This window comes from Streptomyces sp. NPDC041796 (genome assembly GCF_055590785.1).
Map to the genome: position 1 here is coordinate 383,859 of NZ_JBVJAH010000006.1, position 14,070 is coordinate 397,928.

Here is a 14,070-nt window from a genome sequence, read left to right on the forward strand (position 1 = left end):
TCACGTCACAAGTATGAAAGATCCCCGCCCTGTGCCGTGAAGCGCAAGATTCGCTGCGTGGCCTCGGTCCCCTCCGTAATTCCACGCCCCTCGGTCAGGTCTGCCACGACGTCGCTGTACTTGTCAGCCGGGCAGAAAAGGACAAAGCCGCCTTCGGGATGTCTGTTGAGGGGGATCAAGGGGAAAAGCCCTGAAGTGATCGAAAAGTCGATGTACAGGCTGACGATCTTTCTGCGGAACGATTCCAGGGTGATAGAGTTGGGGAAGTCTCGAGCGAGTGAGAAATGATTCTCCATCACTTGGACGCTAGCGATCCAAGCATCAGCATGGGCCGCCTCTCCGATGGCCATTGCGAAGCCAGTGGTCCGCATGCCCAGCCCGCTTGCGAGGTCGGACACACCAACTGTGGTGTTCCCTGAACATCGGAATGTCGTTTCGTAGAAGGGTAGCCCCTCAAAAAGGGCACGTCCGGCCCGGCTTTGCGCCCGGCGTAGAAGTAGGTGCGCCTCTTGTGTGGCGTCCTGAGCGACATCGGGGCGCAGTCTGGCGGACCAACTGAAGACCTTCTCCTGCTGAAGGCGCGGCAGGACGGAGGTCCAGATCTCCGATTCGACTTCCGGGTCGCAGAGCACCCACACCGCGCTGACGTTCGACAGCTCCCCTTCCAGGGATGAAATCGTCGAACCGACAGTCTCGGAGTCCCATTGTGGCTGGCCCACCATGTCATGGCCCGGCAACTGCCCGCTGCTAATGCTCACTTCGCGGCACTCCCCTCAGCCCGTATGCGGAGTTCATGTCGCCGTAGTATATGTGCTCGCCCTTAGGGCCGTGGTAGTGAGGTAGTGACCACTGCTCTTGGTCGGGATCCTTGTGCTTAAAGTAATGGCCGTTCGCGTGGTGATGGAACTCGAGCTCATTTCCTCGCGAGTCGATGGCTTGGATTATCTCCCATGGCTCCCCCTTGGGGCCGTACAGATTTGGGTTCTTGCCCCATGTCTCGATTCTCTGTATGTAGGCCGGGTCCTCGATATCGTACCGGCGCAACGCCTCCCGTAGCGCCTCTTCATGGCTTGGGAAGATCACGTCGCCACGGGCCTTGTCCAGGGGTAGATGCTTTTCTGGTCCACCCACCAGACACGGTGAGAGGCCGAAAGGATCAGCCCAGCTATGCGGGTTGAGTACATACGAGACCGGATTGGGGACGGGATCCAAGCCCAGAGGGTCCACCGAGAGGTACCGGGCGGTCTCCGGGTCGTAATGGCGGTGGTAGTTGTAGTGGAGCCCCGTCTCCGGGTCGTAGTACTGGCCCGGGAAGCGAAGTGGTGTGTACGCCGTGCTGGAGGATGCCCAGGCAGTGGCGCCCCACAGGGTGCTGCGGGTGTGCCAGGCGAGGGCGCCCGACTCGTCGACGAGTTCCCTCGGGGTGCCGATCAGGTCGGTGACGATGGCGAAGAAGCGCTCGTCGACCGTGTCCTGCGCAGCGTCCGCGGCACCAAGGCGTTCTGTCTGGGTCAGCGGGTGCAGGCCGTCGTGGTCCCAGGTGAGGGTGACGGGGCTGGGGAGCGTGTCGCCGGAGGTGGTCTGCTCGCAGAGGGTCGCACCGTCCCAGGTGAAGAGGACTTGCTCCGCTACGGATGCACCGTCCACCGCCAGACGTTGCTTCGCGATGCGGCGGCCGAGCGCGTCGTAGAGGTAGCGCCACACCGTGCCGTCCGGGGTGATCACGGACACCAGCCGGTCCTCCGCGTCCCACGCGTAGCGCCAGGTGTCCGGCTTGCGGGAGAGGCGGGTCTTCTGGCGGACCACGACTCGGCCTTGGGCGTCGTGTTCGTAGCGGACGTTGCCCGCGCGGGCGATGCGGGTGCCGGTGTAGGCGCGGGGGCCCGTGGCTTCGTGGCCCGGGTGGGAGGCAGGCCACGAGGCGTCCGTCTGGTTGCCGGCGGCGTCGTAGGCGTACCGCTCGCTCCAGTCCTCGGCGTGGACGGCGGTGACCCGGCCGGTGACGTCCACGTCGAAGGTGCGGGAGCCGGAGAGCTGGTCCTGGACGCCGGTCAGGATGCCGTCGGCGCGGTAGGTGTAGGCGCGGCGCTGGACGGTGTGGCCGGCGCCGAAGACCTGCTGTCCCGTGAGGCGGCCCAGTGCGTCGAACTCGTGCCTGAAGGTGACCGCGTCGCCGATGTGCCGCGACAGCTCCCGACCGGCGGCATCGTGCTCGAAGGTCAGGGAACGGCCCGCCGTCGTCAGCTCTGTGCGGCGGCCGGCCGCGTCGTACGTCCACCGGCTCACCGCCCCGGTGGGGGTCGTCCGGCCCGTGCGGCGGCCGAGGGCGTCGTACGAGAACTCCAGCCGCGCGCCGTTGACCCTCTCCGACCTCAGACGGCCGTGGCGGTCCCGGAGGCGCTCCAGCCTTGAATCCAGGTTCGTTGCCACCGCCAGTTCGTCGAAGACGTCGTACTCGTAGGTGCTGATCGCACCCTCGGCGTCCTTGCGGACGATCCGGCCGAGGGCGTCACGCTCCAACCGGACCGTCTGCCCCAGGCCGTTCGTGCGGGAGGTCAGACGGCCCGCCGCGTCGTAGGCGTAGCCCAGCGTCCGGCCGTCGAAGTCCGTTTCGGAGGTGAGACGGCCCGCCGGGTCGTAGGCGTACTCCCACGTCAGGCCTTGCGGGTTCGTCACCCGCGTCAGACGCAGGTTCGTGTCGTGTGAGAACTCGTAGCGCACGCCGTCCGGGCCGGTCCGGGCCGTCAGCAGGTCGAAGTCCGTGTACTCGAACCGAGTGACCCCGCCCATCGCGTCCGTGTGCGACAGGCAGTTGCCCTCACCGTCGTACGTCCACGACTGCTCGGTGCCGTCCGGTTCGGTGCGCCGGGCCAGCTTGCCCTCGACGGTCCACTCCAGGCGGGTCACCGAGCCCAGCGGGTCGGTGATGGTGACCGGGCGGCCGAAGGCGTCGCGCTCGTAGTGGACGGTCGCGCCGAGTGGGTCGGTGATCGCGACAGGGAGGCCGGCGCGGTCGCAGCGCAGGGCGGTCGAGTGGTCGAGCGCGTCGCTGATCGTCGTGAGGTGGCCGGTCGCGTCGTAGGCGAACGCGGTGGTGGCGCCCGTCGGGTCGGTGACCGAGGTGCGGTTGCCCTTCTCGTCGTACGTCTGGCGCACCACCGTGCCGTCCGCGCCGCGCACCCGGACCGGCAGGCCCAGCGCGTTGTACTCGGCGGACATCTCGCGGCCGTCCGGTCTCACCACCGCGGTCGGCCGGCCCGCCTCGTCGTAGGTGAAGCGGGTGACGTGACCGAGGGGGTTCGTGCGGGACAGGAGCCGGTTGTGTCGGTCGTACTCGGAGCGGACGACCGTGCCGAGGGGGTCGATCTCGGCGACGACCTGCACGCGTTCGTTGATGAGGTAGCGGGTGGTGTGGCCCAGGCCGTCGGTGATGGACGTCTGCCGCAGACCGGTGTCCGCGTCTGTGTCGTCCCAGGTGAAGCGGGATACGAGGTGACCGTTCAACCCTGACTGGTACACGCAGCGGTGCCGCTCGTCGTAGACGTAGTCGAAGTGGCTGCCGTTGGTGTCCGTCCACGACGTGATGCGGCCGTGCTCGTCGTAGCCGAAGGACAGCGGTCGGCCCGACGAGTTGGTGACGGAGGTCAGGTGGCCGTCCGTGTAGCCGTAGCGAAGGATCTCCTGGTCGGTGCCGTCCGGGGCGGCGCCCGCCAGGTGGAGCGCGGTGACACGGCCCTCGGCGGTGGTGAGCTTCAGGTGGTAGCCGCCGTGGTGCACGATCGAGGCCGGAGCGCCGGACTCGTCGTACTCGTAGGCGATCCAGCGGCCGTTGCGGTCGTCGAGCTGTGTCAGCAGTGCCAGGTCGGGGCCGTGTGAGGTGAAGTGCCAGACCCGGCCGGTGGCGGGGTCGGTGATCGTGTACGTGTCCCGGTCGCGGTCCAGCGGCCAGCGGCGTCCGTGCGTGGGCATGACCGGCACACCGGGCGCGGGGTGCGGGTAGGCGAGGAGGCTGCCGTCCTCGCAGATGAACACGACGCCTTCGGAGTCGATCTCCAGGCGCTGGTCTATGGTGCTCGCCCAGGTCGGGCCGAACCAGCGTCCCGCGCGGTAGGACGACTCGAAGGTACGGGTGAAGACCAGCGGGAGAGATCCTGGGAGGGTGATGTCCGTCTGTGGGAGGACCATCCGGCCCGTCGCCATGTCGACGGGGTCGCCCTTGCACTGCCGGTCAGTGCACTCGCGTGACCTGTCGTGGGGATCCTCATTGTGTTCGGTCCGCCCCGTGCCGCCACCGCTCGGGCCGTCGTCCACGCCCTTCCGCGCCAGGGACTTCAGCCCACCCGCCCCCTTGGTGCCGAACGCCTCCGGGGCCAGGCGGCCCCAGAACTCGCTCGGGTCCTCCTGGAACGCGTCCCACGCGCCCTTCGCCGCCCGGTCGGGGTGGGCCGCGCTGGACACGACTCCGGCCAGGGTCATGTTGACGTTCTCGTAGTACTCGGCCGGGTGCGTGATGTTGTACCCGTCGAGGGGATTGACCGAGCGGACGAAGTTGGTGAGGCCGACGGTGCCTTTGACGGCGCCGCCGACGAAGTGCATCGTCTCGACGCCGTTGCCCAGCGCCAGGTCCATCAGGCCGAGCTTGGCGCGCTCCATGGCGGACTTCTCGGCGGGGGCGTGGGCGAGGGCCGATGTGACGACCTGGTTGGCCCTCTCGGCGGCCGCGTCGCGCTGGCGGCGGGCGTTGTCGAGGATTCCCTGGGCCTGGTCGCGCAGAGCCTGGCCCGGGTCGGTGAAGGGAACCGGTTCGGGGAGCGGGGCGTCGCTGGTGCGGGCCTTGTTGTAGGCGTCGACCTTCTTGTTGTGTGCGTCGACGGCCTTCTGGGAGGTTTCGTTGCCCTGCTTGAACAGGGCTATCGCCTCCCTGGCCATGCCCTGCGCTGCGGTCACCGTCGCGGCGTACGCCGTCAGCGCCGCGGCCGCGGCCTCGAAGGCGTCCGCCGCGTGCAGCCAGTCGGTGGGCAGCAGCTGGAACTTCTCACGGAAGGTGTCGGCGGCCTCGCCCTTCCAGTGGGCGGAGTCCAGCCCCTTCATGCCGGCGCCGACCATATTGAAGGCCGCGCTGAAGTCACTCAGGTTCTTCGCACTCGAGGTGATCTTGGACGCCTGGCCGTGGACCAGCTCACTGGGCTCTTCGCTCTGGCCGAGTTGCTTTTCCCCGACCTCCGCTCCGAGCGCGGAGGCCGCGCTGTCACCCCAGTCGGTGACCGACTCGGCGACGCCTTCGGCGCCGACGTGGTCCAGTACCTCTCCCAGGGCATCGGTGCCCTTGTCGACACCTACGCCGACGATCTTCTCGCCGGCCTCCCAGGCGTCCCCCAGCTTCCCCAGCCAGTCCGTCATCTACTCGCTCCCCCACCCCGGCCGTTCCGCACGCTCGACCGCCTCCTGGGAGGGGTCGAACGTCTCGCGCATGCGCTCGTTCACGGCCTCGCGCATCGCCGGGTCCAGGGCGCCGCTGTTCTCCAGCGAGTCCAAAGCGGCGTCCTCGAGGTCGTAGCCGGTGTCCTTCCACGTCTGCTCGACGTTCCGCTGCGCCGCTGCCATGGACTCCAGGCTGTAGTCCGCGTTGTCCCCCGTCCTCTGGGACTTGATCTCGTCCCAGTCCTTCGCCTTGACCTCGTCCTCGCTGAGGTGCGGATTGCCGTTCAGCCCATTTACGGCGATCTTGATGGTGTCCTTGACGTACTGCTCCTGCTCGTGGAACGCCCCCGCGGACAGTCCGACACCCGAGGCGAAGCTGTTGCCCCGCTGCATCAGCGCCCGGACACCCCACTCCCAGCGCTCGCAGAATGTCTTGAACCCGGCGGCCAGCCCCGCGTGCCCCAACTCCAGCCCCGAGAGGGTCAGCTCCGAGAAGCCACGGCCGGCGGTTGCCTCGCCGATCATCCCGAGGTCCTTCAGCTCCTCGTGTGCCTTGTCGATGCCCATCGCGATGAGCCGGAAGCCGGCGTTGGACGCCGCGAGATCAGGATCCGTACCGCTCACTGCGTCCCCCCGAGTTCCACCACCGCCGCGTCGGGCACGATGCCCTCCACCGGCGGGAACACCACGCCGTCGTCGCTGCCCCCGTCCAGCGCCACACCCGCCGGAACCCCCAGCCTCGGCACCAGCACATCCAGCAACCGCGCCCCGAGCACCGTCCGGTACTCCCACTCCCGCCCGGCCTCACCCCGTGCATGTGCGAACCGTGCCAGCGCCTCCTCGTTCGAGAACGCGCAGATCCACCGGACCCCGCCCTGCTCGGCGGTCCAAGGACCTCCGTACGGATCGACCGGCACCAGCACGGCGGTACGCCGGAACTCGCCCAACAGGACGGCGAACTCCCGCCGCGCCGACGCGGGAGAGGGTGGTTCGGGCGAGGCGGACGGCGTCGGTCCGTCGAGCAGATCCGCCAGCCGCGACGGCCGGCCGGAAGTCGATCCGTCCACTGTGGTCATGTCCCCGTTCATGGTCACGACGGGGATCATCACACGTTCGGATTTTCGACTGCAATGAGATGTCCGGGAAACGGCTGGATGCAGTACCGCCTACGACAAGACCGCCGCCCTCCGAGGAGGGCGGCGGTCCGGATCGTGCGGGGGCGGGAAGGAGGTCAGTCCTTCTTCGGCTCCTCCAGGCGCGGGAAGAGGACCGCGCCCTTCGTCACCGTCGCGCCGGTGGGGAGCAGGCCCCAGGTGGCGGCGGAGTCGACGGTCTGGTCGGCGAGCGGGCCCAGGACGGGCTCGGCGCCGAGGGAGTCCCAGAGCTTCTGCGAGGTCTCCGGCATGATCGGGTTGAGGAGCACGGCGACCGCGCGGAGCGACTCGGCGGCGGTGTAGAGGATCGTCGCCAGGCGGGCCCGGCCCTCGTCGGAGGTGTCCTTGGCCACCTTCCAGGGCTCCTGCTCCGTGATGTAGCCGTTGACCTGCTTCACGAAGTCGAAGATCGCCAGGATGCCGCCCTGGAAGTCCAGCTCCTCGCCGATCTTCCGGTCGGCCTCGGAGACCGCCTTGGCGAGGCCCTCGTGGATGGCGGCTTCGGCCGGGCCGCCGGCCGTGGCCTCCGGGAGGGCGCCCTCGAAGTACTTGCCGACCATCGCCGCGACGCGCGAGGCGAGGTTGCCGTAGTCGTTGGCCAGCTCGGAGGTGTAGCGGGCGGTGAAGTCCTCCCACGAGAACGAGCCGTCCTGGCCGAAGGCGATCGCCCGCAGGAAGTACCAGCGGTAGGCGTCCACGCCGAAGTGCGAGGTGAGGTCCTGCGGCTTGATGCCCGTCAGGTTCGACTTCGACATCTTCTCGCCGCCGACCATCAGCCACCCGTTGGCCGCCACCTTGCCCGGTACCGGCAGGCCCTGCGCCATCAGCATGGCCGGCCAGATCACCGCGTGGAAGCGCAGGATGTCCTTGCCGATCAGGTGCACGTTCGCCGGGAACGTCTCGTCGAACTTCGCCGGGTTCGAGCCGTAGCCGACGGCCGTCGCGTAGTTCAGGAGCGCGTCGACCCACACGTAGATGACGTGCTTGTCGTCCCACGGGATCGGGATGCCCCAGTCGAAGGTGGAACGCGAGATCGACAGATCCTCGAGGCCCTGCTTGACGAAGTTCACGACCTCGTTGCGGGCGGACTCCGGCTGGATGAAGCCGGGGTTCTTCTCGTAGAACTCCAGCAGCTTCGGGCCGTACTCGCTCAGCTTGAAGAAGTAGTTCTCCTCCTTGAGGATCTCCACCGGCTTCTTGTGGACGGGGCAGAGCTTGGTGCCCTGCTCGTCCTCGATCAGGTCGCCGGGGAGCTTGTACTCCTCGCAGCCCACGCAGTACGGGCCTTCGTACCCGCCCTTGTAGATCTCACCCTTGTCGTACAGGTCCTGCACGAACTCCTGCACACGGTCCGTGTGCCGCTTCTCCGTCGTACGGATGAAGTCGTCGTTCGCGATGTTCAGGTGCTCCCAGAGGGGCTTCCAGGCCTCCTCGACGAGCTTGTCGCACCACTCCTGCGGGGTGACCCCGTTCGCGTCGGCAGTGCGCATGATCTTCTGACCGTGCTCGTCCGTGCCGGTGAGGTACCACACCTTCTCGCCGCGCTGACGGTGCCAGCGGGTGAGCACGTCGCCTGCGACGGTCGTGTAGGCGTGGCCCAGGTGAGGAGCGTCGTTGACGTAGTAAATGGGGGTCGAGACGTAGTACGCCTTCGCCCCCTGCTTCTCGGATCCAGTGGCCGCCATGGTCGAAATCCTATCCGCCCGCGGAAGCTCCCCTCACCTTCGTTTCGAGGGGGGAGACGGAGGAGGGAGACGGCAGGGGGAGGGGGAGACGGCAGGGGGAGGGGGAGACGTTCGCGAAACCCGGGGGCGTGGAGAGTGGGGGCATGCGCGTACTGGTTGCCGAGGACGAGACCGTCCTCGCCGAGCTCGTCGCCGCCGGACTGCGGCGCGCCGGATTCGCCGTCGACACCGTCCACAGCGGGGACGAGGCCCTCACCCACCTCGGGCTGTACGACTACGACGTCGTCGTCCTCGACCGGGACCTGCCCCGGGTGCACGGCGACGAGGTGGCGCGGCGGCTGGTCGCCGGCGGGGCGCGGACCCGGATCCTGATGCTGACCGCGGCGGCGGGGCTGGAGGACCGGGTGGAGGGGCTCGACCTGGGGGCCGACGACTACCTGGGGAAGCCGTTCGAGTTCCCCGAGCTGGTGTCGCGGGTGCGCGCGCTGCGACGGCGCACCGCCCGGCCGCCGGTGCCGCCGCTGCTGGAACGGCACGGCGTGCGGCTGGACACGGTACGGAGGACCGCCGAGCGGGAGGGGCGGGACCTGGAGCTGTCACCGAAGGAGTTCGCGGTGCTCCAGATCCTGATGGAGGCGGAGGGGGCGGTGGTGTCGGCGGAGGAGCTGCTGGAGCGCGCGTGGGACGCGCACGCCGACCCCTTCACGGGCGCGGTACGGGTGTGCTTGAGCAAGCTGCGCGGGAAGCTGGGCGAGCCGGCGGTCATCCGGACGGTGCAGGGCGTGGGGTACGCGCTGTGACCGGGCCCGGGGTCGGGGTCGGGCCCGGGGTCGGAGCCGGGGTCGGTTCCGGCAGCGGCTCGGGGATCGGGTCCGGGTCGGCCATCAGGACCCGGATCGCCCTGGTGTACGGGGGCGTCTTCCTGGTGCTGGGCGGGTGTCTGCTCGGTGTGGTGAACCTGCTCTCCCGGGCCGGGACGCGCGGCGAGGCGGAGGCGATCGCGGCGCGGGTGCAGGGACCGGACATCGTCCAGGTGGAGCGGGTCACCGGCGATGTCAGCCGGGCGGCCTCCGAGCAGCTGCTGATCTGGTCGGGCGGGGCGCTGCTGGTCATGGCGCTGTGCGCCGTGGTGGTGGGGTGGTGGACGGCGGGGCGCGTCCTCCGCCCCGTGCACGAGATGACCGCCCGGGCACGGCGGCTCTCCGAGCGCACCCTCCACGAGAGGCTCGGGGTGAGCGGGCCGGACGACGAGCTCAAAGAGCTGGGCGACACCATCGACGCGCTGCTGGCGCGGCTGGAGGCGGCCTTCGACAGCCAGCGGCGGTTCATCGCCAACGCCTCGCACGAGCTGCGTACGCCCCTGGCCACGCAGCGCGCGGCGATCCAGGTGGGGCTCGACGACTCGGTTCCCTCCTCGATCAAGCAGGTGCTGCTGGACAGCAACCGGCGCAGTGAACGGCTGATCGACGGGCTGCTGGTGCTGGCGCGCGGTGAGCGGGGCCTGGAGGAACGGGAGCCGGTGCGGCTGGACGAGGTGGTGGCGGAGGAGTGCGAAGGGCACGACGTACGGGTTTCCGGGACCGGTGGGGTGGTCCAGGGCAACCGGGTGCTGCTCGCACAGCTGACGCGCAACCTCGTCGCGAACGCGGTCACGTACAACGTGCCGGGCGGGTGGGTGCGCGTGACCGTGGACGGGGGCGTGCTGACGGTCACCAATACGGGGCCGGTGGTCGCCGAGGCGGACGTACCCGGCCTGTTCGAGCCGTTCCGGCGCGGTGAGGGGCGGGACCGGATGGGGCCCGGCGCGGGGCTCGGGCTGTCCATCGTGCGGTCGGTCGCCCTCGCCCACGGGGGCACGGTGACGGCGACCGGCCGGGACGGCGGGGGCCTGGTCGTGACAGTACGGCTACCCGTCGACGACCGGGCCCCCGGGCGGCCCCAGGGCCGGCCCTAGAACGTCCAGCCCGCGAGAATCTCGCGGTAGAAGGTGGTGTGCGGGACGTCACGGGGGGTGGGGCCCGCGTGGAAGAACCCGGCGTTGGGCGCGTCCAGCTTGCGGAGGTAGTCGAACGCCTTGGAGTCCTCCTCGCCGAACGCCACGAACTGCCAGTACAGGCTTCCGCCGCTCGCCGCCGCGTCGGCGAGCGCCTGCGTCGCGGCCGTCTTCGACTCGGGAGCGCCGTCCGTCTGGAACAGCACCAGGGCGGGACGGTCCGCCGCGTCCGACTTCTCGTGGTGGGCCAGCACCTCGCGGATCGCGCGGTCGTAGTTCGTCCGCCCCATGCGGCCGAGGGAGCTGTGCAGCGCCTCGATCCTGCCGTCGACGTCGTCGAGGGTGACCTCGCCGGTGCCGTCGATCTCGGTCGAGAAGAAGACGACCGGGACGGTGGCCTTGTCGTCGACGTGCGCGGCGAGCGCGAGGGCCTGCTCGGCGAGGTGCTGCGCGCTGCCGTCCTTGTAGAACGGGCGCATGGACCCGGACCGGTCGAGGACCAGGTACACCGTGGCGCGTGCGCCCACGAGGCCGCGCTTGCGGAGAGCGGCACCGGCCGCCTTGTACGCCTCGGCCAGCTGAGGGGCCTTGCTCTTGACGCGGGCCGCGGAGTAGGCGGGCTTGGCGGCGGATGCGGCGCTCGCCGCCGCGGGCTCGGGCTGCGGCTCCGGTTCGGGGTGTGGTTCCGGCTTGTCGGCGGGCGTCCGCTCGTCGGTGGCCGTCGGCTCCTCGGTGGGCTTCGGCCGCGCGGCCTCGGCCTCAGGTGAGGCTTCCGCGTCATCGGCCGCGGTGGCGGCGGGCTCCGGCTCGGCGGCTTCCGCCGCGGGCGCGGGCTTGGGTTCCGGCTCCGGCTCCGGCTCCGGCTCAACGATGGCCTCGGGCTCGGCGGCTTCCGCCTCGGGGGCAGCGTCTGCCTCGGGCGCGGGTTCCGGGTCCGGCGCGGGAGCCGGGTCGGCCGCTGCCTCGGGCTCCGGCTCAACGGTGGCCTCGGGCTCGGGCTCAACGATCGCCTCGGGCTCGGAGGCTTCCGCCTCGGGCTCGGGCGACGGTTCCGGGGCCGGTTCCGGCTCGGCGGCGGCCTTGGGCTCCACCGGTTCGGCGGCGGGCTCCGGCTCCGTGGTGACTTCCGCCTCGCGCGTGGCCTCCGACTGGGGCGGGATGTCCGCCTTCGGGGCGGCGGGCTCGGGGGTCGCCTCACGGGCCGCCGGGACCGAGGGACGGCGGGGGTGGGCGGTGTCGAACGCCGCCGCCACCAGGTCCGCCGCCGCCTGCTCCGGCGACGGGGCCGCCGGGGCCGCCGGGGCCGCCGGGGCCGCCGACGTGGCCGGGTCCGGGGCCGAGGCGGAGGTCGGCGACGTCTGGGACGGAACCGTCGCCGTGGGCTCCGTGGGCTCCTCCTGGGGCACCGCCCGTTCCGTCTGGGGCGGGACGGAGGCGGCTGCCGTCTCGTTGCGCTCCGCACGGTCGCGTCCAAACACCTTGCGCAGCAAGCTCCGAATGCCCATGGGCGAGGCCTTTCGCATGTTGGGTGCCGTGTATGTCCGTACTGCTAGGAATCATCCCTGGCCATGGCGGACACGTAAGGTTAGCCGCCCCGTGTGGCGTGGAAAGGCAAGGGGCATTCGCGTCAACCCCACCCCTGACGCACCGGATTCATCCACCGTTCACCCGGCCGCCGCCGACCTGCACATCTACGCGCCTAACGTCACCGCCGGACCGATTCCCGACACCATGTCGGCGCAGGCTGCGCCGGAGGAGGACGAAGTGCGCAAGCTGCTGCCGCTGCTGAGCACCAACCCGCACGGAGGCGGCCGTTCCGCCCTCACCTGCCGTTACCGGTGCGGCGACGCCTGCTTCCACGAGGTGCCCAACACCAGCGACAACGAGTACGCCGGCGACGTCATAGCCGGTGCCCTGTCGCGCCGTTCGATGATGCGCGCCGCCGCCGTCGTCACCGTCGCCGCCACCGCCGGCGGTGCCGTCGTCGCCCAGGCGGCGGCCGGACCGGAGGCGGTCGCCGCCACGCCCCGTACGGCGGGCAGGAGCACCGGCGCCCGCGGGCTGCGCTTCACGCCCGTCGCCCCGAACACCGACGACAAGGTGACCGTCCCGGACGGCTACGCCCAGAGCATCGTCATCCGCTGGGGCGAGCCGATCCTCCGCGGCGCGCCCGCCTTCGACCCGGACAAGCAGACCGCCAAGGCGCAGGCCGGACAGTTCGGGTACAACAACGACTTCCTGTCCCTGCTGCCGCTCAAGGGCGAGCACGGGCGCCAGGTCCTCGTGGCGAACCACGAGTACACCGACGAAGTCCTGATGTTCAAGGGATACGACCCCGAGAACCCGACCCGCGAGCAGGTCGAGATCGCCTGGGCCGCCCACGGCCTGTCCGTGGTCGTCGTCCAGGAACAGCACCGTGACGGCCGGCTGGTCCCGGTCACGCGGCACCCGCTCAACCGCCGCCTCACCGCCACCAGCGAGTTCGAGCTCACCGGCCCGGCGGCCGGCGGCACCCTCCTGAGGACCGGCGCCGACCCGACCGGCCGCAAGGTCCTCGGCACGCTCAACAACTGCGCCGGTGGCACCACCCCCTGGGGCACCACGCTCCACGGCGAGGAGAACTTCAACCAGTACTTCGCCAACGGCTCGTCCGCCACCGACAAGCGGTACGGCATCGGCTCCGGCGCCACCGAGCGCAAGTGGGAGCGGTTCGACAAGCGCTTCGACGCCAAGCAGGAGCCCAACGAGTCGCACCGCTTCGGCTGGGTCGTCGAGCTGGACCCGTACGACCCGGACTCCACGCCCCGCAAGCGCACCGCGCTCGGCCGCTTCAAGCACGAGGCGGCCCAGCCGCGTCTGACGGCGGACGGCCGCCCGGTCGTCTACATGGGCGACGACGAGCGCTTCGACTACTTCTACAAGTTCGTCTCGTCCAAGCGGATGATGAAGGGCACCTCGCGCAAGGCCCGCGAGCACAACCTCACCCTCCTCGACGAGGGCACCCTGTACGTCGCCAAGCTCACCGGCGACAGCCCGCAGGACATCGACGGCACCGGCAAGCTCCCGAACGACGGCGAGTTCGACGGCAGCGGCCACTGGATCCCGCTCGCCACGGGCGACGAGAGCCACGTCCCCGGCATGACCGCCGAGGAGGTGTACGTCTTCACCCGCCTCGCCGGGGACAAGGTCGGCGCCACGAAGATGGACCGCCCCGAGGACGTCGAGCCGTCCCCGCGCACCGGCCGGGTGTACGTCGCCCTCACCAACAACAAGGACCGTGGCGCGGCGGGCAAGGCGGGCGCGGACGAGGCCAACCCGCGCAACGGCAACAAGCACGGCCACGTCCTGGAGCTCGCCGAGCACTGGGACGACCCGGCCTCCGACGGCTTCGCCTGGCGGCTGTTCCTCGTCGCGGGCGACCCCGGCGACCCGGCGACGTACTTCGCGGGCTACCCCAAGGACAAGGTCAGCCCCATCTCCTGCCCCGACAACGTGGCCTTCGACCCGCACGGCAACCTGTGGCTGTCCACGGACGGCAACCAGCTCGGCTCGCACGACGGGCTGTTCGGTGTCGCGACGCAGGGCGAGCGGCGTGGTGAGCTCAAGCAGTTCCTGACCGTGCCGACCGGCGCCGAGACGTGCGGCCCGATCATCCAGGACCGCCGCGTCCTCGTCGCCGTACAGCACCCGGGCGAGGTCGACGGGGCGTCCGTCGAGAAGCCGGCCTCGAGCTGGCCCGACGGCCCGGGCCGGATCGTCCGCCCGTCGGTCGTCGCCGTGTACCGCAAGGACGGCCGGAACATCGGCGTCTGACCCA

9 protein-coding genes are annotated in these 14,070 nt (G+C 70.1%); 3 read left to right on the plus strand and 6 right to left on the minus strand.

What is annotated here, in order from left to right:
• Nucleotides 1–5: 5 nt before the first annotated feature.
• From ACZ6C1_RS14935 to metG, 5 genes are all read right to left on the minus strand, one after another.
• Nucleotides 6–758, minus strand: a complete 753-nt coding sequence (locus ACZ6C1_RS14935; RefSeq protein ID WP_469240987.1) for a hypothetical protein — start codon at nt 756–758, stop codon at nt 6–8.
• A complete protein-coding gene (locus tag ACZ6C1_RS14940) occupies nt 748–5,400 on the minus strand; it encodes a putative T7SS-secreted protein (RefSeq protein WP_469240989.1) in 4,653 nt (1,550 codons plus the stop codon). Before ACZ6C1_RS14940 ends, ACZ6C1_RS14935 begins: the two co-directional genes overlap by 11 nt.
• On the minus strand, nt 5,401–6,045 hold the full coding sequence (locus ACZ6C1_RS14945) for a hypothetical protein (RefSeq protein ID WP_469240991.1): 645 nt from the start codon (nt 6,043–6,045) through the stop codon (nt 5,401–5,403).
• Complete coding sequence (locus tag ACZ6C1_RS14950) at nt 6,042–6,515, minus strand: SseB family protein (RefSeq protein ID WP_469240992.1); 474 nt, start codon at nt 6,513–6,515, stop codon at nt 6,042–6,044. Before ACZ6C1_RS14950 ends, ACZ6C1_RS14945 begins: the two co-directional genes overlap by 4 nt.
• A 137-nt stretch (nt 6,516–6,652) precedes the next feature.
• Nucleotides 6,653–8,260 carry a methionine--tRNA ligase gene (gene metG / locus ACZ6C1_RS14955; protein WP_469240995.1) on the minus strand — a complete coding sequence of 536 codons (1,608 nt, stop codon included), beginning with the start codon at nt 8,258–8,260 and terminating at the stop codon, nt 6,653–6,655.
• A 143-nt stretch (nt 8,261–8,403) separates the two neighbouring features.
• Here metG and ACZ6C1_RS14960 point away from each other — a divergent pair, with 143 nt between their 5' ends.
• Nucleotides 8,404–9,060 (plus strand): response regulator transcription factor, encoded by a 657-nt coding sequence (locus tag ACZ6C1_RS14960; protein WP_469240996.1) that lies wholly within the window; start codon nt 8,404–8,406, stop codon nt 9,058–9,060.
• A 65-nt stretch (nt 9,061–9,125) separates the two neighbouring features.
• On the plus strand, nt 9,126–10,214 hold the full coding sequence (locus ACZ6C1_RS14965; protein ID WP_469241238.1) for a sensor histidine kinase: 1,089 nt from the start codon (nt 9,126–9,128) through the stop codon (nt 10,212–10,214).
• Here the strand turns inward: ACZ6C1_RS14965 and ACZ6C1_RS14970 are convergent.
• Complete coding sequence (locus tag ACZ6C1_RS14970) at nt 10,211–11,758, minus strand: VWA domain-containing protein (protein WP_469240998.1); 1,548 nt, start codon at nt 11,756–11,758, stop codon at nt 10,211–10,213. The genes ACZ6C1_RS14965 and ACZ6C1_RS14970 overlap by 4 nt on opposite strands.
• A gap of 259 nt (nt 11,759–12,017) precedes the next feature.
• On the opposite strand from ACZ6C1_RS14970, the gene ACZ6C1_RS14975 reads away from it, so the two are divergent.
• Nucleotides 12,018–14,066, plus strand: coding sequence for a PhoX family protein (locus tag ACZ6C1_RS14975; RefSeq protein ID WP_469241240.1), 2,049 nt, complete (start codon nt 12,018–12,020; stop codon nt 14,064–14,066).
• The last annotated feature ends 4 nt before the right edge of the window (nt 14,067–14,070 follow it).